The following is an 18,204-nucleotide window of genomic DNA, read 5'->3' on the forward strand; positions in this document are numbered from 1 at the left end:
CCCGCTGACCCGGCGGAGCCGCGCGGCCCCGGGCACCATGGAGGCATGACGCCCGTCACCAAGCGCCTCACGGTGGTCGCCGTGGTGCTCATCACGGCCGGCGCGGTCCTGCTGTCGGTGGGCGCGATCGGCTTCCGGGCCACTTCCGACCAGCCCGACGCGAACATCGGCGCCGGGTTCGCCCTGCTGGCCGGGCCCTACGTCGTCGGCCTCGGGCTGATCTTCGCCCTGTCGGCGGGCCTGACCCACCTCACGACGCGCCGCCGCTGAGGTTCCACAGCGTCGCGGGCAGGTGGTCGGCCAGGTCGGCGAGGTACCGGGCCTCCGTGGTGAGGTTCTGCCGCGTCGCGCAGCCCGGCCCCCAGGTGCGCGCGGCGCCGTTTTCGACGACGACCTCCCGCTGCCCGAACCACGGGTTCGCCGCCAGCCAGCGGGCCAGCTCGGCGTCGAGCGCCGAGTCCGGCGGGAGCGTCGGCATGGACACCGGCCGGCCCGGGACGATCCGCAGCTCCGGGCCCGGCGGCACCCGCACCTGGGTGACGTGGAGGTCGCGGAAGTGGATGTGGTCGTCGAAGTGCCGGTAGGACTCCCGCGTGTCGATCCCGAGCACCGGCCGGTCGCCGAGGCGGAACTCGACCCACGGGTCCTCCGGTGCCCCTGTCAGCGGTCGCCCGGTCGGGTGAAACACGCCGAAGCTCGGCGAACCGCTGCCGAACGTGCCACCCCGCTCGGCCGCGAACGCCCTGAACCAATGGTCCTCGCGGCTCGCGGCCGCTTTCCGCTGCGACCGCCACCAGATCGCGGCGGCCACCGCGGCCACGACCACCAGGACGCCGATCGTGAAGAGCGTCTGCATCGTCAGAAGTCCAGGTCCTCGCGGGTTTCCTCGACGGACTGGTCCCGGCCCGTGCCGTCGTGGTCACTCGTCTTCTTCGCGTTCTTGACGTGGCTGTTGAGCTTGCCGAGGTGGTCGTTGACCGTCTTGCCCGGGTTGTCGCCGGGGTTGGCCGGGTTGTAACCGAGCACGCCCTTGACCGCCGCTTCGCCGCCCTTCTCGAGCGCTTCGGTGGCGCCTGCCTTCAGCATCGTCTTCCGGTAGTCGACCTTGCCGGCGGCGTCGAGCACCGGGTTCTCGAAGGCCTTCGCCCAGCGCTTGCCGATCAGGCCCTTGTCGCCGACGGCCTTCTGGAGGAGGTCCTTGCCCTCGTTCTCCTTCGCGATCTTCGTCAGCGACTTGCCCAGCGTGGTCGAGGCGAACTTCTGCTGCAGCTTCCGGAGCCAGTCGAGCACCTTCTGCAGGAGCTCGCGCAGCTTGTTCACCTTCCGGGTGGTCTTCGCGGTCGTCTGGGCCGCCTTGACCTCGGTCACCGGGGCGGCGGCGGACAGCGAAGCCCCGCACGTCGGCACCGCGGCGGCCAGTGCCGGCACCCACAGCAGGATCAGCCAGGTCACGAACTCGGTGAGAATGGCCTTGATCAGGTCCTCGACGAAGCTCATCAGCATGCTGTTGAGCTGCAGCATCCGGGCCAGGTCGCCGGACTTCCCGGCGACGCCTTCGATGCCGTGCGCGAACTCGCCCAGCGCCGTCTTCGCCGCGTTGCCCGCGTCGCCCTCCCAGCCCTTCAGCGACTCGTCGGCGACCTCGGCGAAGTTCTTGGCCAGCTTGTCCAGCCCGGTCGCGATCGCCCCGAAGTTCTCCGCCGCGACCCCCAGCGCCGGGCCGTCGCCGCTGACGAAGTGGATCGCGTCCTGGATCGGCTGGACGGCGTTGACCAGGAAGTTCAGCCCCTGCCCGACCAGCCAGCCGAGCGGGTCGGTGGCGATGTCGGTGATGGTGCTCGAACTCGACTGGATGAAGCTCGCCGTGTCGGTGGCGATCGTGCCGAGCGCGAGGGTGATGTCGGCGCCGTCGTGCTGCGGCGCGAAGACGGCCTTCGTCACCGAGACCGCGTCCTTGCCGACGGTGACCGCGTTCCCGGCGAACGGTGTCGCCTTGATCGCGTTGTCGACGTTGACCCCGAGCACGGTCTTCGGGTCGTCGGGCTTGACGGTGATGCCGCTCGCGACGTCTTCGACCTCGGCCATGGCGTTCCCCCTCAGTGCTTCGGCTCGCGCGGGCCGTCGAGCAGGACCTCGACCTGGCCGAAGAAGGTCTTGTGGTCGTCCTCGACGCCTTGGTAGACGTTCGCCGCGTCGGTCAGCTTGGCCTGCGCCGACGCCAGTCCGTCCGAGATGGACGCCAGCAGCGCCTGCAGCTCGCGGAGGGTGTCGTCGTAGCCGCTTTTGGTGAAGAGGCCGACCACCCCCCACGCCTTGTCGCCGACGTCGGCCTGGGCCACCTTTCCGGTGATCTTCGTGCCCTGTTCGCGGTACTCGTCCAGCCGGCCGGCGTACTTGTGCAGCGCGTCGACCCGGACCCGGTAACCGCCGGCTCCGTCGGGCATCAGTCCTCCTCGTCGAACAGGTTGCGCAGGAAGCGGTCGCCCGCCGAGGGGCCTCCCGCGGGTGGTGCCGGCGGCGGGTCGGCCGGGCGGAGCACTCGTTGCTCGGAGAAGTCCTCGGGCCGCTCTTCGGTGAGCGTCTCTTCGGTGAGCTTCGACCGCAGTTCTTCGACGGTGGTTCCGAACGCCACGGCCTGGGTTTCGAGGACCTGGTCGACCAGGCCGAGGTCGTCACCCATGTTTTCTTCGACGATCACCGCCTGCTGCCGCGCGGCCGCGCCGACGGCCTCCCGCAGAGTGGTCAGGAGTGTGGCCGACAGCGCCTGCGGCCCCTTGGCGAGCGCGGCCTCGGTGAACTTGACGTCGAGGACGGCCCCACCGGGCCCGGTGAGGACGGTGACGCCCCCGTCCGGCGACGCGGCGCTCGCCCGCAGTCCGGTCAGCTGTTGCTGCATGGTGCCCAGCCCGGCGAACCGGTCGTCGGCGTGGCGGATGCCCGCCTGGAACCGCTCGAACTCGGCCACCAGGTGCTCGAACTCGCCCGACATGCGCCCGCCTTCCGTTTCGTGGTGCACCCATCGTGACCCTCCGGCCGCACTGTGACGCACGGAACGGCCGATCCGATCCCACTGCATCACCCGACCGGGTAATGGGTAGGTTTCGGCCCGAGAGGGAAGCAGGGGACAACGCGCGAGGAGTGTGTGATGACCAGCACCGAAGGGGCCGGAGCCCCAACCGAAGAACCCAAGTCGACGGGCAGTCACGCGGCCCCGGAGGGCGCCGGCGTGCACCCCCTGATCGACCTGTCCCGCGACCCGAACCCGGGCAAGCCGGACCACGCCAAGCCGGACGAGGACTGACGGAGCGGGCGGACAAGGCGGCGCGCGGCTGAAGCTGCGCCGCCCGCCGCCCGCCGCCCGCTGCCTGTCGCTGCTCGCAGCGGCCGCGGCTCCGGGACCGCGCATCGGCTCGGGGCCCGGCGAGTTCGCGGAGCTTGCCGGCCAGCGCCGGCTGGGCGGCCGCGAACTGGCTCGCGGCGAACTCAGGTACCGGCGACCGGCATCCGGCAAGCAGCTCGGTGACCAGCGAGGTGGGCACCCGCTCGCCGCCGGGTCGCGCCGCCGGGTCGCGGCGGCGAGTTGGTGAAGCTGCCCGAGCATCGGCTCACCGGTCGGCGAGCCGCGAGACCTTCCGGTCCCGGCGGCCGCGCACATTGTCGGCGGTCGCGCCCCGAGGAAGCCGCCCCGGCGGCCGCGCATCGCGTCGGCCGTGCACCGGGGAAGCCGCTCCGGCCGCGCAGTGCCAGCACCCGCGCACCCATCAGCGGCCGGGTGGGGGAGGCCGCTTCGGTGCCCGCGCAGCCTCAGCACCCGCGCATCGCCTTTGCGGTCGCGCCCGTGGAAGCCGCCCGCGCAGCGTTGGTCTCGGCGCGCCGGCGGTGAGGAAGCCGCCCGCGCAGCGCCAGCACCTGCGCACCCGTCGGCGGCCGCCCGCCGAGGGAGCCGCCCCGCTGCCCGCGCAGCCCGAGCACCAGCGCACCCGTCAGCGGCCCCGTGCGAGCAGGCCGGCGCCCGCCCAGCCCCGGCACCCGCACACCCCGCCGCCACCCGCCCGCCGAGTTCCACACTCGCCGGACCGCCCACCGCGCCGCGACCGTGATCGCCCCCGCGACCCGAGGCGTGGAATGTCCCGCAGGCCCGGGGCGTTGAGAGGTACGCTGGAGGTTCGCCGACCTACAGACCCCCCGCCGCGTTCCTCCCGGACCCGGGCGGGTATCTTTGGAGACCGTGCCCGGCATGCGTCGGGCCGCTCCGCGTGCCGTGCGCATGGACGGGGTGCTCAGGCACCCGGTCACCGGCTTCGGCAGGTCGGGGTTCCGACGGAAATCCCTCCGGGAAGTTACCGGTCGCGAGACCGTGACGCGGGCCGACACGCCCGACCGCGGGGGCCGGTGAAGACACGAAGAAGCAGATCACGACAGGAAGCTGGTCCATTGCCCACGATCCAGCAGCTGGTCCGCAAGGGCCGCCAGGACAAGGCTGCCAAGCAGAAGACCGCGGCCCTCAAGGGGAGCCCGCAGCGGCGTGGCGTGTGCACTCGCGTGTACACCACGACCCCCAAGAAGCCGAACTCGGCGCTTCGCAAGGTCGCGCGTGTGAAGCTGACCAGCGGCATCGAGGTCACCGCCTACATCCCCGGTGAGGGCCACAACCTGCAGGAGCACTCGATGGTGCTCGTGCGTGGTGGTCGTGTGAAGGACCTTCCGGGTGTCCGTTACAAGATCATCCGCGGTTCGCTCGACACGCAGGGTGTCAAGAACCGCAAGCAGGCGCGCAGCCGGTACGGCGCGAAGAAGGAGAAGAGCTAATGCCCCGCAAGGGTCCGGCCCCCAAGCGGCCGCTGATCTCCGACCCCGTCTACGCCTCCCCGCTGGTCACCCAGCTGGTGAACAAGGTGCTGAAGGACGGGAAGCGGTCCCTGGCCGAGCGCATCGTGTACGGCGCCCTCGAAGGCGCTCGCGAGAAGACCGGCACCGACCCGGTCGTCACGCTGAAGCGCGCCCTCGACAACGTGAAGCCCACCATCGAGGTGAAGAGCCGCCGCGTCGGTGGCGCCACCTACCAGGTGCCGATCGAGGTCAAGCCGGGCCGCTCCACGACGCTGGCGCTGCGCTGGCTGGTCTCCTTCTCGCAGGCTCGCCGCGAGAAGACGATGATCGAGCGCCTGCAGAACGAGCTCCTGGACGCTTCCAACGGCCTCGGTGCCTCCGTGAAGCGTCGCGAGGACACGCACAAGATGGCCGAGTCCAACCGGGCCTTCGCGCACTACCGCTGGTGATGACCGCCCGGCTGTCGACCAAGCCATGCCGGGCCCCAAGCTTGAGAACAGGGGAACACTCTCGTGGCACGTGAAGTGCTGACCGACCTGAACAAGGTCCGCAACATCGGCATCATGGCCCACATCGACGCCGGCAAGACGACCACCACCGAGCGGATCCTGTTCTACACCGGGGTCAACTACAAGATCGGTGAAGTCCACGACGGCGCCGCCACCATGGACTGGATGGAGGAGGAGCAGAAGCGGGGTATCACCATCACCTCGGCTGCCACCACCACCTTCTGGGACGACCACCAGATCAACATCATCGACACCCCGGGCCACGTCGACTTCACCGTCGAGGTGGAGCGCAACCTCCGGGTGCTCGACGGTGCGGTCGCCGTCTTCGACGGCAAGGAAGGCGTCGAGCCGCAGTCGGAGCAGGTCTGGCGGCAGGCGGACAAGTACGACGTCCCGCGCATCTGCTTCGTCAACAAGATGGACAAGCTGGGTGCGGACTTCTACTACACCGTGAAGACCATCGTGGACCGCCTCGGCGTGCGCCCGCTGGTCATCCAGCTGCCGATCGGCGCCGAGAACGACTTCGAAGGCGTCGTCGACCTGGTCCGCATGAAGGCGCTGACCTGGCGCGGCGAGGTCCAGAAGGGCGAGGACTACTCGATCGAGGACATCCCGGCCGACCTGGCCGAGAAGGCCGCGGAGTACCGCGAGAAGCTCGTCGAGACCGTCGCCGAGGCGGACGACGCGCTGATGGAGAAGTTCCTCGAGGGTGAGGAGCTGACGGAGGCCGAGATCAAGGCCGGCATCCGGAAGCTCACCATCACCAGCCAGGTCTTCCCGGTGCTGGCCGGTTCCGCGTTCAAGAACAAGGGCGTGCAGCCCATGCTCGACGCGGTCATCGACTACCTGCCGACCCCGCTGGACGTCCCGGCCGTCGAGGGCCTGCTGCCCGACGGCGAGACCGTGGCGTCCCGCAAGGCGTCGGTCGACGAGCCGTTCGCCGCGCTCGCGTTCAAGATCGCCGCGCACCCGTTCTTCGGCAAGCTGACCTACATCCGGGTGTACTCGGGCAAGGTCGCCGCCGGCGCGCAGGTCATCAACGCGACCAAGGAGCGCAAGGAGCGCATCGGGAAGATCTTCCAGATGCACTCCAACAAGGAGAACCCGGTCGACGACGCCCAGGTCGGCCACATCTACGCGGTCATCGGCCTGAAGGACACCACCACGGGTGACACCCTGGCGGACCCGCAGAACCCGATCGTGCTGGAGTCGATGACGTTCCCCGAGCCGGTCATCCGGGTCGCGATCGAACCGAAGACGAAGGCCGACCAGGAGAAGCTGTCCCTGGCGATCCAGAAGCTGGCCGAAGAGGACCCGACGTTCCAGGTCAAGCTGGACGAGGACACCGGCCAGACGATCATCGCGGGCATGGGCGAGCTGCACCTCGAGGTGCTGGTGAACCGGATGAAGTCCGACTACAAGGTCGAGGCGAACATCGGCAAGCCGCAGGTCGCCTACCGTGAGACGATCAAGAAGACGGTCGACAAGCTCGACTACGTCCACAAGAAGCAGACCGGTGGTTCCGGCCAGTTCGCGAAGGTCATCGTGAAGCTGGAGCCGCTCGAGCGCACCGACGGCGCGCTCTACGAGTTCGACAACAAGGTGACCGGTGGTCGCGTGCCGCGGGAGTACATCCCGTCGGTGGACGCGGGCGCGCAGGACGCGATGCAGTACGGCGTCCTGGCCGGCTACCCGCTCGTCGGGTTGAAGTTCACCCTGTTGGACGGTGCTTACCACGAGGTCGACTCTTCGGAGATGGCGTTCAAGATCGCCGGTTCCATGGCGATGAAGGAAGCCGCGAAGAAGGCCGGCCCGGTGATCCTGGAGCCGATGATGGCGGTCGAGGTGACCACGCCCGAGGACTACATGGGTGACGTCATCGGTGACCTCAACTCCCGTCGTGGTCAGATCCAGGCCATGGAGGAGCGGGCGGGCACCCGCGTCGTGAAGGCGCTGGTCCCCCTGTCGGAGATGTTCGGCTACGTCGGCGACCTGCGGTCCCGCACCCAGGGCCGGGCGAACTACTCCATGGTGTTCGACTCCTACGCCGAGGTTCCCGCGAACGTCGCGAAGGAAATCATCGCGAAGGCGACGGGGGAGTAACTCCCCCCAGCGCTCGCGGGCATTAAGGGACTCTCCTGAACGTCCGCAGCACCGACGAAGGAACAATCGTGGGGCGGCAGCCACGCCGCCCCACGAGCACAAAGCGAAATCAGTCCAGGAGGACATTCCAGTGGCGAAGGCGAAATTCGAGCGGACCAAGCCGCACGTCAACATCGGCACCATCGGTCACGTTGACCACGGCAAGACGACTCTGACCGCGGCTATCACCAAGGTGCTGCACGACAAGTACCCGGAGCTGAACGAGTCGCGGGCGTTCGACCAGATCGACAACGCGCCGGAAGAGAAGCAGCGCGGCATCACGATCAACATCTCGCACGTCGAGTACCAGACCGAGAAGCGTCACTACGCCCACGTCGACGCCCCCGGTCACGCGGACTACATCAAGAACATGATCACCGGTGCCGCCCAGATGGACGGCGCGATCCTGGTCGTGGCCGCCACCGACGGCCCGATGCCGCAGACCCGTGAGCACGTGCTGCTCGCCCGCCAGGTCGGCGTGCCCTACATCGTGGTCGCGCTGAACAAGGCCGACATGGTCGACGACGAGGAGATCCTCGAGCTCGTCGAGCTGGAGGTCCGTGAGCTGCTGTCCTCGCAGGAGTTCCCGGGCGACGACGCGCCGGTCGTGCGCGTGTCCGGCCTGAAGGCCCTCGAGGGCGACGAGAAGTGGGCCGAGGCCGTTCTCGAGCTCATGGCGGCCGTCGACGACAGCGTGCCGGACCCGGTGCGCGAGCTCGACAAGCCGTTCCTGATGCCGATCGAAGACGTTTTCACCATCACCGGTCGTGGCACCGTGGTGACCGGTCGCGTCGAGCGCGGCCAGATCAACGTCAACGAAGAGGTCGAAATCGTCGGCATCAAGGAGAAGTCGACCAAGACGACTGTCACCGGTGTCGAGATGTTCCGCAAGCTGCTCGACTCGGGCCAGGCGGGCGACAACGTCGGCCTGCTGGTCCGCGGTATCAAGCGCGAGGACGTCGAGCGCGGCCAGGTCGTCGTGAAGCCGGGCACCACCACCCCGCACACCGACTTCGAGGGCCGGGTCTACATCCTGTCGAAGGACGAGGGTGGCCGTCACACCCCGTTCTTCAACAACTACCGCCCGCAGTTCTACTTCCGCACCACCGACGTGACCGGCGTGGTGACCCTCCCCGAGGGCACCGAGATGGTCATGCCGGGCGACAACACCGACATCTCGGTCCAGCTGATCCAGCCGGTCGCGATGGACGAGGGTCTGCGCTTCGCCATCCGTGAGGGTGGCCGGACCGTCGGCGCCGGCCAGGTCACCAAGATCATCAAGTGATTTAGGCGCCCCACCGGGGGCAATACACCCCCGGGTTCGGGGCGTCAAATCACGTGTGCGACACTATTCAGGTTGCTCGTCCTGGGGCGGCCGATCCCTTCGGGGATCCGGCCGCTCCGGTGCGAGTGGCCACGGTCCGCGGAGCTCTTTCCTTCGGGTGAGGCGAGCGGGCAAAGGCAGTGAGACGGTCACCCTTGCCAAAGTGGTGCCGGCTCAGCGCCTCCTCACGTTGAGGAAGACCAGGCAAGACGACGATCCCGCGGGATCCGTCTGTGCGTCGGGCGCGACACGCCCGACCGCGTGGACCGGGGACAGGGCCGTTGAACTGCGGAAACCCAGGCTCAGGGTGGCAACACCCAGCGGGGTTTGTGAGATAGCGGCACGAGACGACAAGGAACGAGCAGCCACCATGGCGGGACAGAAGATCCGCATCCGGCTCAAGGCCTACGACCACGAGGCGATCGACACCTCGGCGCGCAAGATCGTGGAGACGGTCACGCGCACCGGTGCCCGTGTTGTCGGGCCGGTGCCGCTGCCCACCGAGAAGAACGTTTACTGCGTCATCCGCTCGCCGCACAAGTACAAGGACTCGCGCGAGCACTTCGAGATGCGCACGCACAAGCGTCTGATCGACATCCTCGACCCGACGCCGAAGACGGTCGACGCGCTCATGCGCATCGACCTGCCGGCGAGCGTCGACGTCAACATCCAGTAGTAGCGGCGGGCGAGCGGCGGAGAGTAAGAGACTCATGTCTGACAGGCAGATGAAGGGCATCCTGGGCACCAAGCTCGGCATGACCCAGGTCTTCGACGAACAGAACCGGGTTGTCCCGGTCACCGTCGTGAAGGCCGGTCCGAACGTGGTCACCCAGGTTCGGACCCAGGACAAAGACGGCTACACGGCCGTGCAGCTGGCGTTCGGCGCGGTCGACCCGCGCAAGGTGAACAAGCCGCGCACCGGCCACTTCGACAAGGCGGGCGTGACCCCGCGGCGGTTCCTCGCCGAGCTGCGCACCACCGACGCCGAGACCTACGAGGTCGGCCAGGAGATCACCGCCGAGGTGTTCGCCGCCGGCGTCGAGGTCGACGTGACCGGGACCAGCAAGGGCAAGGGCTACGCGGGTGTCATGAAGCGCCACGGCTTCAAGGGCCAGGGCGCGAGCCACGGTGCCCAGGCCGTGCACCGCAAGCCGGGTTCCATCGGTGGCTGCGCCACCCCCGGCCGCGTCTTCAAGGGCCTGCGCATGGCGGGCCGGATGGGCAACGACCGGGTCACCACGCAGAACCTGACCGTGCACGCGGTGCGTGCCGACGACGGCCTGCTGCTGATCAAGGGCGCCGTGCCCGGTCCCAAGGGCGGCGTGCTGTTCGTTCGCAGCGCCGCGAAGGGTGGTAACTCCGAATGACAAGCGTCGAGCTGAAGACCCCGGCCGGTAAAGCCGACGGCACCGTGGACCTCCCCGAGGAGATCTTCGACGTGCAGGCCAATGTCGCGCTGATGCACCAGGTCGTGGTGGCCCAGCAGGCCGCCGCTCGCCAGGGCACGCACGACACGAAGACCCGTGGCGAAGTTCGCGGTGGCGGCAAGAAGCCGTACCGCCAGAAGGGCACCGGCCGTGCCCGCCAGGGTTCGACCCGCGCGCCGCAGTTCGTCGGCGGTGGCGTCGTCCACGGCCCCACGCCGCGTGACTACTCGCAGCGCACCCCGAAGAAGATGAAGGCCGCCGCCCTGCGTGGCGCTCTCTCCGACCGGGCCCGCGCCGGCCAGCTGCACGTCGTCACCGAGCTGGTGACCGGTGAGAAGCCGAACACCAAGGCCGCCAAGGCCGCCCTCGCCGCGGTGACGCTGGCGAAGCGCGTGCTCGTGGTGCTGCACCGGGACGACGAGCTGAGCTGGGTTTCCCTGCGGAACCTGCCCGAGGTGCACATCCTCTGGGCCGACCAGCTCAACACCTACGACGTGCTGGTCAACGACGACGTCGTGTTCACCAAGGCCGCGTACGACGCGTTCGTCGCCGGCCCCGTCCGCGGTAAGACCGTCAAGGCTTCCGCGCGGTCGGGCGAGGTCACGGAAGGGAGTGACGAGAAGTGAGTTCGGTCGCCATTCCGGACCCCCGCGACATCCTGCTCGCGCCGGTCATCTCCGAGAAGTCCTACGGGCTGCTCGAGGACCACAAGTACACGTTCATCGTCCGCCCGGACGCCAACAAGACCCAGATCAAGATCGCGGTCGAGAAGGTGTTCGGCGTCAAGGTGGTCAGCGTCAACACGGCCAACCGCCAGGGCAAGCGGAAGCGGACTCGCGCAGGCTTCGGCAAGCGCAAGGACACCAAGCGCGCCATCGTGACTCTTTCGCCCGAGAGCAAGGCGATCGAGATCTTCGGCGGACCCACCGCGTAAAGGACTGAGCTGACAATGGGCATCCGCAAGTACAAGCCGACGACCCCGGGTCGTCGCGGTTCGAGCGTCTCGGACTTCGCCGAGATCACCCGCTCGACTCCCGAGAAGTCGCTGCTGCGTCCGCTGAGCGGCACCGGTGGGCGTAACTCGTCCGGCAAGATCACCACCCGGCACAAGGGTGGCGGCCACAAGCGCGCTTACCGCCTGATCGACTTCCGTCGCAACGACAAGGACGGCATCCCCGCCAAGGTCGCGCACATCGAGTACGACCCCAACCGGTCCGCTCGCATCGCGCTGCTGCACTACGCCGACGGCGAGAAGCGCTACATCATCGCGCCGGAGAAGCTGAAGCAGGGCGACACCGTCGAGAACGGCCCCCGGGCCGACATCAAGCCGGGCAACAACCTGCCGCTGCGCAACATCCCGGTCGGCACCGTGATCCACGCGATCGAGCTCCGCCCCGGTGGCGGCGCGAAGATGGCGCGGTCCGCGGGCGCGAAGGTGCAGCTCGTCGCCAAGGACGGTCCGTACGCCCAGCTGCGTCTCCCCTCGGGTGAGATCCGCAACGTGGACGTGCGCAACCGCGCCACGGTCGGCGAGGTCGGCAACTCCGAGCACGCCAACATCAACTGGGGCAAGGCCGGCCGCAACCGCTGGCGCGGCAAGCGCCCCACGGTCCGTGGTGTCGTCATGAACCCGGTCGACCACCCGCACGGTGGTGGTGAGGGTAAGACCTCCGGTGGTCGCCACCCGGTCAACCCGAACGGTAAGCCCGAGGGTCGTACGCGTCGCCGCAAGGCATCCGACGCGATGATCGTCCGCCGTCGCCGTACCGGCAAGAACAAGCGCTGAGCAGGAGGTAGAAGAACATGCCACGTAGCCTCAAAAAGGGCCCCTTCGTGGACGACCACCTGCTCAAGAAGGTGGACGTTCTCAACGAGTCGGGCAAGAAGACCGTGATCAAGACTTGGTCGCGGCGCTCCACGATCATCCCGGATTTCCTGGGTCACACGATCGCGGTGCACGACGGCCGCAAGCACGTCCCGGTGTTCGTCACCGAGGCGATGGTGGGTCACAAGCTGGGCGAGTTCGCCCCGACGCGGACCTTCAAGGGCCACATCAAGGACGACCGCAAGTCGCGCCGCCGCTGAGCGGGCACGATAAGAGACAAGGGAAGTAGCGATGAACGCCCAGAACGACGCGACGACCGAGGCTGAACTGCCTACGGCGTACGCGCGGGCTCGCTTCGTCCGGGACTCGCCCACCAAGGTGCGCCGGGTGATCGAGCTCATCAAGGGACGTAGCGCCGCCGACGCCTTGGCCGTGCTCCGGTTCGCCCCGCAGGCGGCCAGCGAGCCGGTCGCGAAGGTGCTCGCCAGCGCCGTGGCCAACGCCGAGAACAACCTTCAGCTGGACCCGGAGACGCTCTGGGTCAAGAACGCGTACGCCGACGAGGGCCCCACCCTCAAGCGCATCCGTCCGCGGGCCCAGGGCCGCGCGTACCGGATCCGCAAGCGGACCAGCCACATCACCGTCGAGGTGGAGTCGCGTCCGGCCGTCGCGCAGAAGGCTCAGAGCAAGAAGAAGGCAGGTGGCCGGTAGTGGGCCAGAAAATCAACCCGCACGGTTTCCGCCTGGGTATCACCACGGACTGGAAGTCGCGCTGGTACGCCGACAAGCAGTACGCCGAGTACGTGGCCGAGGACGTCAAGATCCGCAAGCTCCTCGCCACGGGCATGGAGCGGGCCGGTATCTCCAAGGTCGAGATCGAGCGCACCCGTGACCGCGTCCGCGTGGACATCCACACCGCCCGGCCGGGCATCGTCATCGGCCGCCGCGGTGCGGAGGCCGACCGGATCCGCGGCGCGCTGGAGAAGCTGACCAAGAAGCAGGTCCAGCTGAACATCCTCGAGGTCAAGAACCCCGAGGCCGACGCCCAGCTGGTCGCCCAGGCGGTCGCGGAGCAGCTCTCCAACCGCGTGGCGTTCCGCCGCGCGATGCGGAAGGCGATCCAGACCTCCATGCGCTCGCCGCAGGTCAAGGGCATCCGCGTGCAGTGCGGCGGTCGTCTCGGCGGTGCCGAGATGTCCCGTTCCGAGCACTACCGCGATGGCCGCGTCCCGCTGCACACGCTGCGCGCCGACATCGACTACGGCTTCTTCGAGGCCAAGACGACGTTCGGTCGCATCGGCGTCAAGGTGTGGATCTACAAGGGTGAGCTCGTCGGTGGCCTGAAGGCCCGCGAAGCCCGCGACGCCGCCGAGCGCGCGCCGCGCGGTGGTCGCGACCGTGACCGCAGCGACCGGCCGTCCCGTCCGCGTCGTTCCGGCGCCTCGGGCACGACCGCCACCTCGACCGAAGCCGGTCGCGCCGCCGCTGCGGCCACGACCGAGGCCCCGGCGGCTCCGGCCACCGAGACCGCAGAAAAGACGGAGGGCTGAGACGTGCTCATCCCGCGCAGGGTCAAGCACCGGAAGCAGCACTCCCCGAAGCGCCACGGCGCCGCCAAGGGTGGCACGAAGGTCAGCTTCGGCGAGTACGGCATCCAGGCGCTTGAGCACAGCTACGTGACGAACCGGCAGATCGAGTCCGCTCGTATCGCCATGACCCGTCACATCAAGCGTGGTGGCAAGGTGTGGACGACCATCTACCCGGACCGCCCGCTGACCAAGAAGCCGGCCGAGACCCGGATGGGTTCCGGTAAGGGTTCGCCCGAGTGGTGGATCGCCAACGTGAAGCCGGGCCGCGTGATGTTCGAGATCTCGTTCCCGAACGAGGAGACGGCTCGCGAGGCGCTGCGCCGCGCGATCCACAAGCTGCCCATGAAGTGCCGCATCGTGACCCGTGAAGGTGGTGAGTTCTGATGGCTAACGCAGGTGCCGCACAGGCATCGGAGCTGCGTGAGCTCACCGCGGAAGAGCTCGTCCTGCGTCTGAAGGAATACAAGGAGGAGCTGTTCAACCTCCGCTTCCAGATGGCGACCGGGCAGCTCGACAACAACCGCCGTCTGCGCACCGTCCGCACGGACATCGCGCGGATCTACACGGTCATGCGCGAGCGCGAACTCGGCCTGTCCGTTGCCCCCGACGCCGAGAGTGAAGGTGCCGCATGAGCGAGCCCACCACCGAGACGCCGGCCCGGAACGACCGCAAGGTCCGCGAGGGCTACGTCGTCTCGGACAAGATGAACAAGACGATCGTGGTCGAGCTCGAGGACCGCAAGAAGCACCCCCGTTACTCGAAGGTCGTCCGCTCCACCTCCAAGGTGAAGGTGCACGACGAGAACAACGAGGCGGGCGTGGGCGACCGGGTCACCCTGATGGAGACCCGCCCGCTGTCGGCGACGAAGCGGTGGCGCCTGGTGCAGATCGTGGAGAAGGCCAAGTAAGCAGGGCTCTTCGGAGTCTTTAGTTCCGCAAGGCTCGCCACTGTGAACCCTCACAAGCGGGCGAGAACCGGCGCGACATACAGGAGTTGACGTGATCCAGCAGGAGTCGCGGCTTCGGGTAGCCGACAACACGGGTGCGAAGGAAATTCTCTGCATCCGCGTTCTCGGTGGCTCCGGGCGGCGCTACGCCGGCATCGGCGACATCATCGTCGCCACCGTGAAGGACGCCATCCCGGCTGCCGGGGTGAAGAAGGGCGACGTCGTCAAGGCCGTCATCGTCCGCACGGTCAAGGAGCGCCGTCGTCCGGACGGTTCCTACATCCGGTTCGACGAGAACGCCGCCGTGCTCATCAAGAACGACAACGAGCCCCGCGGCACCCGCATCTTCGGCCCGGTGGGCCGCGAGCTGCGCGACCGAAAGTTCATGAAGATCATTTCGCTCGCGCCGGAGGTGCTGTGATGAAGGTGAAGAAGGGCGACACGGTCGTCGTCATCGCCGGCAAGGACAAGGGCGCCAAGGGCAAGGTCATCCAGGCTTACCCGGAGCGCGAGCGCGTGCTGGTCGAGGGCGTGAACCGGATCAAGAAGCACACGCGGATCAGCCAGACCCAGCGCGGTGCGCAGTCCGGCGGCATCGTCACGCAGGAGGCGCCCATCCACGTCTCGAACGTGATGGTCGTCGACTCGGACGGCAAGCCGGCCCGGGTGGGTTACCGCATCGGCGAGGACGGCAAGAAGGTCCGGATCTCGCGCCGGAACGGTAAGGACATCTGATGACCACCGCAGAGAAGACCTCGCCGCGCCTCAAGGTGCGCTACCGCGAGGAAATCAAGGGCCAGCTGCAGGCTGAGTTCTCCTTCGCCAACGTCCACGAGATCCCGGGCGTGACGAAGGTCGTCGTGAACATGGGCGTCGGCGACGCCGCCCGCGACAGCAAGCTGATCGAGGGCGCCGTCAAGGACCTCGCGCTGATCACCGGCCAGAAGCCGGAGGTCCGGAAGGCCCGCAAGTCCATCGCGCAGTTCAAGCTGCGTGAAGGCCAGCCGATCGGCGCGCGCGTCACGCTGCGCGGCGACCGGATGTGGGAGTTCCTCGACCGGCTGCTGACCATCGCGCTGCCGCGTATCCGCGACTTCCGCGGGCTTTCGCCGAAGCAGTTCGACGGCCACGGCAACTACACGTTCGGTCTCAACGAGCAGTCGATGTTCCACGAGATCGACCCCGACTCCATCGACCGCCCGCGCGGCATGGACGTCACCGTCGTCACCACCGCCACGAACGACGACGAGGGCCGGGCGCTGCTGCGCAAGCTCGGCTTCCCGTTCAAGGAGAACTGAGCCGATGGCCAAGAAAGCCCTGGTCCACAAGGCCTCGAAGAAGCCGAAGTTCGCCGTGCGCGCCTACACCCGCTGCCAGCGGTGCGGCCGCCCGCACGCCGTGTTCCGCAAGTTCGGGCTCTGCCGGATCTGCCTTCGCGAGATGGCGCACGCGGGCGAGCTGCCCGGCGTCCGCAAGTCCAGCTGGTAAGAGCTTCTTTTTAACTCCCACTTCGCCACAGGCCCCGCCCGCTCCGGTGGGCGGGGAACCAGGCGAGAAAGGTTGACAGGTCACCATGACGATGACCGACCCCATCGCAGACTTCTTGACGCGTCTGCGTAACGCGAACTCGGCGTACCACGACGAGGTCAAGCTCCCGCACTCGAAGCTCAAGGCGAACATCGCCGAGATCCTCAAGCGTGAGGGCTACATCGCGGGTTACCACGACGAGCCGGGCGAGAAGCACAAGAACCTCGTCGTCGAGCTCAAGTACGGCCCCAACCGTGAGCGGAGCATCGCCGGCCTCCGGCGCGTCTCCAAGCCCGGTCTGCGGATCTACGCAAAATCGACCGAACTGCCGTCCGTGCTCGGCGGCCTGGGCATCGCGATCATCTCGACGTCCGGTGGCCTGCAGACGGACCGGCAGGCCAAGCGCAACAGCGTGGGCGGCGAAGTCCTCGCCTACGTCTGGTAAGGGAAGGGGAACAGGCATGTCACGCATCGGAAAGCTGCCGGTCGCCGTCCCTTCCGGGGTCGAGGTGACCATCGACGGTCAGCAGATCAAGGTCAAGGGGCCCAAGGGCACCCTCGAGCACACCGTCGCCGAGCCGATCACCGTCGAGCGCGACGAGGACGGCACGCTGCTGGTCAAGCGCCCGGATGACGAGCGCACCAGCAAGGCGCTGCACGGGCTCACCCGCACGCTGGTGAACAACCTCGTCGTCGGCGTCACCGCCGGCTACGAGAAGAAGATGGAAATCCACGGCGTGGGTTACCGCGTGCAGGCCAAGGGTTCGGACCTCGAGTTCGCCCTCGGCTACTCGCACCCGGTCAAGATCGAGGCCCCGGAGGGCATCACCTTCAAGGTGGAGACCCCCACCCGGTTCTCGGTCTCGGGCATCGACAAGCAGAAGGTCGGCCAGATCTCGGCCGTCATCCGCAAGCTGCGGCGCCCGGACCCGTACAAGGGCAAGGGCCTGCGCTACGAGGGTGAGAAGATCCGCCGCAAGGTCGGAAAGACGGGTAAGTGATCATGAGCGACACGACTACGAAGCGCAAGCCGGTGGGCAAGGACATCTCGACCCGCCGCCGCGTCGCGAAGGCCCGTCGGCACTTCCGGCTCCGCAAGAAGGTCTCGGGCACCGAGCAGCGACCGCGCCTGGTCGTCAAGCGGTCCTCGCGGCACATCGCCGTGCAGGTGATCGACGACCTCGCCGGCCACACGCTGGCGTCGGCGTCCACCCTCGAGGCGGACGTCCGGGCGGTCGACGGCGACAAGAAGGCCAAGGCCGCCAAGGTCGGGGAACTCGTCGCCGCGCGGGCCAAGAGCGCCGGGATCTCGGCTGTGGTGTTCGACCGTGGGGGCAACGCCTACCACGGCCGCATCGCCGCGCTCGCCGACGCCGCCCGTGAGGCGGGGTTGGAGTTCTGACGATGCAGAAGCTTGTTAACGGAAGGAAAGCCTGATGCCGGGACGTACACGGCAATTCGGCGGCGGACAGGGCGGACCCGGCGGGCAGGGCGGCAACGACCGCAATGACCGTCGCGGTGGCGGCCGGGACCGGCGCGACAGCGGCCGTGGCGGGGCCGGCCAGGACAAGACCCCGCACCTCGAGAAGGTCGTGACGATCAACCGCGTCGCCAAGGTCGTCAAGGGTGGTCGTCGCTTCAGCTTCACCGCCCTGGTGGTCGTCGGCGACGGCGACGGTCAGGTTGGCGTCGGCTACGGCAAGGCCAAGGAAGTTCCCGCGGCCATCGCCAAGGGCGTCGAGGAAGCGAAGAAGAACTTCTTCCGCGTCCCGCGCGTCGGCGGCACCATTCCCCACCCGATCACGGGTGAGGAAGCCGCTGGTGTCGTCCTGCTCCGCCCGGCTTCCGCCGGTACCGGCGTCATCGCCGGTGGCCCGGTGCGCGCCGTGCTGGAGTGCGCGGGTGTCCACGACGTGCTGTCGAAGTCGCTCGGCTCCGACAACGCGATCAACATCGTGCACGCGACCGTGGCGGCCCTGAAGGGTCTGCAGCGTCCCGAAGAGGTCGCGGCTCGCCGCGGTCTCCCGCTCGAGGACGTCGCGCCGGCCCGGATGCTGCGCCAGCGTGCTGGCCAGGGGGTCTGAC

General features: G+C 68.3%; 29 protein-coding genes. 25 read left to right on the forward strand and 4 right to left on the reverse strand.

Translation table 11 applies throughout. The features are described from left to right. Nucleotides 1-45: 45 nt before the first annotated feature. Complete coding sequence (locus QRY02_RS41035; protein ID WP_285988100.1) at nt 46-270, forward strand: hypothetical protein; 225 nt, start codon at nt 46-48, stop codon at nt 268-270. Here the strand turns inward: QRY02_RS41035 and QRY02_RS41040 are convergent. The 4 genes from QRY02_RS41040 to QRY02_RS41055 are packed head-to-tail and all read right to left on the reverse strand — an operon-like array spanning nt 251 to nt 2,989. Next, nucleotides 251-856 carry a hypothetical protein gene (locus QRY02_RS41040; RefSeq protein WP_285988101.1) on the reverse strand — a complete coding sequence of 202 codons (606 nt, stop codon included), beginning with the start codon at nt 854-856 and terminating at the stop codon, nt 251-253. The two genes, QRY02_RS41035 and QRY02_RS41040, sit on opposite strands and share 20 nt — an antisense overlap. Nucleotides 857-858: 2 nt before the next feature. Next, on the reverse strand, nt 859-2,085 hold the full coding sequence (locus tag QRY02_RS41045; protein ID WP_285988102.1) for a hypothetical protein: 1,227 nt from the start codon (nt 2,083-2,085) through the stop codon (nt 859-861). 11 nt (nt 2,086-2,096) lie between these two features. After that, nucleotides 2,097-2,444 carry a hypothetical protein gene (locus QRY02_RS41050; RefSeq protein WP_285988103.1) on the reverse strand — a complete coding sequence of 116 codons (348 nt, stop codon included), beginning with the start codon at nt 2,442-2,444 and terminating at the stop codon, nt 2,097-2,099. Continuing rightward, nucleotides 2,444-2,989: a YbaB/EbfC family nucleoid-associated protein gene (locus tag QRY02_RS41055; protein ID WP_285988104.1), complete on the reverse strand. Its 546-nt coding sequence runs from the start codon at nt 2,987-2,989 to the stop codon at nt 2,444-2,446. Before QRY02_RS41055 ends, QRY02_RS41050 begins: the two co-directional genes overlap by 1 nt. Before the next feature lie 156 nt (nt 2,990-3,145). On the opposite strand from QRY02_RS41055, the gene QRY02_RS41060 reads away from it, so the two are divergent. From QRY02_RS41060 to rpsE, 24 genes are all read left to right on the forward strand, one after another. After that, nucleotides 3,146-3,301: a hypothetical protein gene (locus QRY02_RS41060; protein ID WP_285988105.1), complete on the forward strand. Its 156-nt coding sequence runs from the start codon at nt 3,146-3,148 to the stop codon at nt 3,299-3,301. Nucleotides 3,302-4,434: 1,133 nt separating this feature from the next. Continuing rightward, complete coding sequence (rpsL, locus tag QRY02_RS41065; protein ID WP_003102113.1) at nt 4,435-4,809, forward strand: 30S ribosomal protein S12; 375 nt, start codon at nt 4,435-4,437, stop codon at nt 4,807-4,809. Next, nucleotides 4,809-5,279: a 30S ribosomal protein S7 gene (gene rpsG, locus QRY02_RS41070; protein WP_003102106.1), complete on the forward strand. Its 471-nt coding sequence runs from the start codon at nt 4,809-4,811 to the stop codon at nt 5,277-5,279. Before rpsL ends, rpsG begins: the two co-directional genes overlap by 1 nt. Before the next feature lie 63 nt (nt 5,280-5,342). Continuing rightward, complete coding sequence (gene fusA / locus QRY02_RS41075) at nt 5,343-7,442, forward strand: elongation factor G (protein WP_285988106.1); 2,100 nt, start codon at nt 5,343-5,345, stop codon at nt 7,440-7,442. A gap of 130 nt (nt 7,443-7,572) precedes the next feature. After that, a complete protein-coding gene (gene tuf, locus QRY02_RS41080; RefSeq protein WP_285988107.1) occupies nt 7,573-8,766 on the forward strand; it encodes an elongation factor Tu in 1,194 nt (397 codons plus the stop codon). A gap of 409 nt (nt 8,767-9,175) precedes the next feature. Next, nucleotides 9,176-9,481, forward strand: a complete 306-nt coding sequence (gene rpsJ / locus QRY02_RS41085) for a 30S ribosomal protein S10 (RefSeq protein ID WP_003102098.1) — start codon at nt 9,176-9,178, stop codon at nt 9,479-9,481. A gap of 34 nt (nt 9,482-9,515) precedes the next feature. Then, entirely contained in the window at nt 9,516-10,172 is a 657-nt protein-coding gene (gene rplC, locus QRY02_RS41090) for a 50S ribosomal protein L3 (protein ID WP_013222604.1), read from the forward strand. Continuing rightward, entirely contained in the window at nt 10,169-10,858 is a 690-nt protein-coding gene (rplD, locus tag QRY02_RS41095) for a 50S ribosomal protein L4 (protein ID WP_103342410.1), read from the forward strand. Before rplC ends, rplD begins: the two co-directional genes overlap by 4 nt. Then, nucleotides 10,855-11,166: a 50S ribosomal protein L23 gene (gene rplW, locus QRY02_RS41100; RefSeq protein WP_003102087.1), complete on the forward strand. Its 312-nt coding sequence runs from the start codon at nt 10,855-10,857 to the stop codon at nt 11,164-11,166. Before rplD ends, rplW begins: the two co-directional genes overlap by 4 nt. A 15-nt stretch (nt 11,167-11,181) precedes the next feature. Next, a complete protein-coding gene (gene rplB, locus QRY02_RS41105; protein ID WP_020643204.1) occupies nt 11,182-12,018 on the forward strand; it encodes a 50S ribosomal protein L2 in 837 nt (278 codons plus the stop codon). Between the two features lie 17 nt (nt 12,019-12,035). After that, complete coding sequence (rpsS, locus tag QRY02_RS41110) at nt 12,036-12,317, forward strand: 30S ribosomal protein S19 (protein WP_026468892.1); 282 nt, start codon at nt 12,036-12,038, stop codon at nt 12,315-12,317. 31 nt (nt 12,318-12,348) lie between these two features. Next, a complete protein-coding gene (gene rplV, locus QRY02_RS41115) occupies nt 12,349-12,768 on the forward strand; it encodes a 50S ribosomal protein L22 (RefSeq protein ID WP_013222606.1) in 420 nt (139 codons plus the stop codon). Continuing rightward, nucleotides 12,768-13,607, forward strand: a complete 840-nt coding sequence (gene rpsC, locus QRY02_RS41120) for a 30S ribosomal protein S3 (RefSeq protein ID WP_013222607.1) — start codon at nt 12,768-12,770, stop codon at nt 13,605-13,607. Before rplV ends, rpsC begins: the two co-directional genes overlap by 1 nt. Nucleotides 13,608-13,610: 3 nt before the next feature. Further along, the gene (rplP, locus tag QRY02_RS41125; protein ID WP_004558864.1) at nt 13,611-14,030 is read left to right on the forward strand and encodes a 50S ribosomal protein L16; all 420 of its coding nucleotides are present in this window, start codon (nt 13,611-13,613) and stop codon (nt 14,028-14,030) included. Next, complete coding sequence (rpmC, locus tag QRY02_RS41130; RefSeq protein WP_013222608.1) at nt 14,030-14,278, forward strand: 50S ribosomal protein L29; 249 nt, start codon at nt 14,030-14,032, stop codon at nt 14,276-14,278. The genes rplP and rpmC overlap by 1 nt, the downstream gene beginning before the upstream one ends. Next, on the forward strand, nt 14,275-14,553 hold the full coding sequence (gene rpsQ, locus QRY02_RS41135; RefSeq protein ID WP_043781942.1) for a 30S ribosomal protein S17: 279 nt from the start codon (nt 14,275-14,277) through the stop codon (nt 14,551-14,553). The genes rpmC and rpsQ overlap by 4 nt, the downstream gene beginning before the upstream one ends. Before the next feature lie 91 nt (nt 14,554-14,644). Continuing rightward, complete coding sequence (gene rplN, locus QRY02_RS41140) at nt 14,645-15,013, forward strand: 50S ribosomal protein L14 (RefSeq protein ID WP_004558867.1); 369 nt, start codon at nt 14,645-14,647, stop codon at nt 15,011-15,013. Beyond that, nucleotides 15,013-15,327, forward strand: coding sequence for a 50S ribosomal protein L24 (rplX, locus tag QRY02_RS41145; RefSeq protein ID WP_013222610.1), 315 nt, complete (start codon nt 15,013-15,015; stop codon nt 15,325-15,327). The genes rplN and rplX overlap by 1 nt, the downstream gene beginning before the upstream one ends. Next, a complete protein-coding gene (rplE, locus tag QRY02_RS41150) occupies nt 15,327-15,890 on the forward strand; it encodes a 50S ribosomal protein L5 (protein WP_103342412.1) in 564 nt (187 codons plus the stop codon). Before rplX ends, rplE begins: the two co-directional genes overlap by 1 nt. Before the next feature lie 4 nt (nt 15,891-15,894). Then, complete coding sequence (locus QRY02_RS41155; protein ID WP_285988108.1) at nt 15,895-16,080, forward strand: type Z 30S ribosomal protein S14; 186 nt, start codon at nt 15,895-15,897, stop codon at nt 16,078-16,080. A gap of 85 nt (nt 16,081-16,165) precedes the next feature. Continuing rightward, complete coding sequence (gene rpsH / locus QRY02_RS41160; protein WP_103342413.1) at nt 16,166-16,564, forward strand: 30S ribosomal protein S8; 399 nt, start codon at nt 16,166-16,168, stop codon at nt 16,562-16,564. A gap of 16 nt (nt 16,565-16,580) precedes the next feature. Then, on the forward strand, nt 16,581-17,120 hold the full coding sequence (rplF, locus tag QRY02_RS41165; protein ID WP_013222612.1) for a 50S ribosomal protein L6: 540 nt from the start codon (nt 16,581-16,583) through the stop codon (nt 17,118-17,120). A 2-nt stretch (nt 17,121-17,122) separates the two neighbouring features. After that, complete coding sequence (rplR, locus tag QRY02_RS41170) at nt 17,123-17,521, forward strand: 50S ribosomal protein L18 (RefSeq protein ID WP_233226165.1); 399 nt, start codon at nt 17,123-17,125, stop codon at nt 17,519-17,521. Nucleotides 17,522-17,555: 34 nt separating this feature from the next. Beyond that, complete coding sequence (gene rpsE, locus QRY02_RS41175; protein WP_103342416.1) at nt 17,556-18,203, forward strand: 30S ribosomal protein S5; 648 nt, start codon at nt 17,556-17,558, stop codon at nt 18,201-18,203. Nucleotide 18,204 lies beyond the last annotated feature (1 nt).

Origin of the sequence: Amycolatopsis sp. DG1A-15b (assembly GCF_030285645.1) — a bacterium.
Lineage (GTDB): Bacteria > Actinomycetota > Actinomycetes > Mycobacteriales > Pseudonocardiaceae > Amycolatopsis.

What these genes read in the sequence shown, in the direction of transcription:
- rplV (WP_013222606.1), top strand. Translation starts at nt 12,349, where the DNA reads ATGAACGCCCAGAACGACGCGACGACCGAGGCTGAACTGCCTACGGCG.
- rplB (WP_020643204.1), top strand. Translation starts at nt 11,182, where the DNA reads ATGGGCATCCGCAAGTACAAGCCGACGACCCCGGGTCGTCGCGGTTCG.
- QRY02_RS41040 (WP_285988101.1), bottom strand. Translation starts at nt 856, where the DNA reads ATGCAGACGCTCTTCACGATCGGCGTCCTGGTGGTCGTGGCCGCGGTG.
- rplF (WP_013222612.1), top strand. Translation starts at nt 16,581, where the DNA reads ATGTCACGCATCGGAAAGCTGCCGGTCGCCGTCCCTTCCGGGGTCGAG.
- rpsQ (WP_043781942.1), top strand. Translation starts at nt 14,275, where the DNA reads ATGAGCGAGCCCACCACCGAGACGCCGGCCCGGAACGACCGCAAGGTC.
- rpmC (WP_013222608.1), top strand. Translation starts at nt 14,030, where the DNA reads ATGGCTAACGCAGGTGCCGCACAGGCATCGGAGCTGCGTGAGCTCACC.
- QRY02_RS41055 (WP_285988104.1), bottom strand. Translation starts at nt 2,989, where the DNA reads ATGTCGGGCGAGTTCGAGCACCTGGTGGCCGAGTTCGAGCGGTTCCAG.
- rpsG (WP_003102106.1), top strand. Translation starts at nt 4,809, where the DNA reads ATGCCCCGCAAGGGTCCGGCCCCCAAGCGGCCGCTGATCTCCGACCCC.
- rpsJ (WP_003102098.1), top strand. Translation starts at nt 9,176, where the DNA reads ATGGCGGGACAGAAGATCCGCATCCGGCTCAAGGCCTACGACCACGAG.
- QRY02_RS41050 (WP_285988103.1), bottom strand. Translation starts at nt 2,444, where the DNA reads ATGCCCGACGGAGCCGGCGGTTACCGGGTCCGGGTCGACGCGCTGCAC.
- rpsE (WP_103342416.1), top strand. Translation starts at nt 17,556, where the DNA reads ATGCCGGGACGTACACGGCAATTCGGCGGCGGACAGGGCGGACCCGGC.
- QRY02_RS41060 (WP_285988105.1), top strand. Translation starts at nt 3,146, where the DNA reads ATGACCAGCACCGAAGGGGCCGGAGCCCCAACCGAAGAACCCAAGTCG.
- rplE (WP_103342412.1), top strand. Translation starts at nt 15,327, where the DNA reads ATGACCACCGCAGAGAAGACCTCGCCGCGCCTCAAGGTGCGCTACCGC.
- rplC (WP_013222604.1), top strand. Translation starts at nt 9,516, where the DNA reads ATGTCTGACAGGCAGATGAAGGGCATCCTGGGCACCAAGCTCGGCATG.
- QRY02_RS41045 (WP_285988102.1), bottom strand. Translation starts at nt 2,085, where the DNA reads ATGGCCGAGGTCGAAGACGTCGCGAGCGGCATCACCGTCAAGCCCGAC.
- QRY02_RS41035 (WP_285988100.1), top strand. Translation starts at nt 46, where the DNA reads ATGACGCCCGTCACCAAGCGCCTCACGGTGGTCGCCGTGGTGCTCATC.
- rplX (WP_013222610.1), top strand. Translation starts at nt 15,013, where the DNA reads ATGAAGGTGAAGAAGGGCGACACGGTCGTCGTCATCGCCGGCAAGGAC.
- rpsS (WP_026468892.1), top strand. Translation starts at nt 12,036, where the DNA reads ATGCCACGTAGCCTCAAAAAGGGCCCCTTCGTGGACGACCACCTGCTC.
- rplD (WP_103342410.1), top strand. Translation starts at nt 10,169, where the DNA reads ATGACAAGCGTCGAGCTGAAGACCCCGGCCGGTAAAGCCGACGGCACC.
- QRY02_RS41155 (WP_285988108.1), top strand. Translation starts at nt 15,895, where the DNA reads ATGGCCAAGAAAGCCCTGGTCCACAAGGCCTCGAAGAAGCCGAAGTTC.
- rplR (WP_233226165.1), top strand. Translation starts at nt 17,123, where the DNA reads ATGAGCGACACGACTACGAAGCGCAAGCCGGTGGGCAAGGACATCTCG.
- rpsH (WP_103342413.1), top strand. Translation starts at nt 16,166, where the DNA reads ATGACGATGACCGACCCCATCGCAGACTTCTTGACGCGTCTGCGTAAC.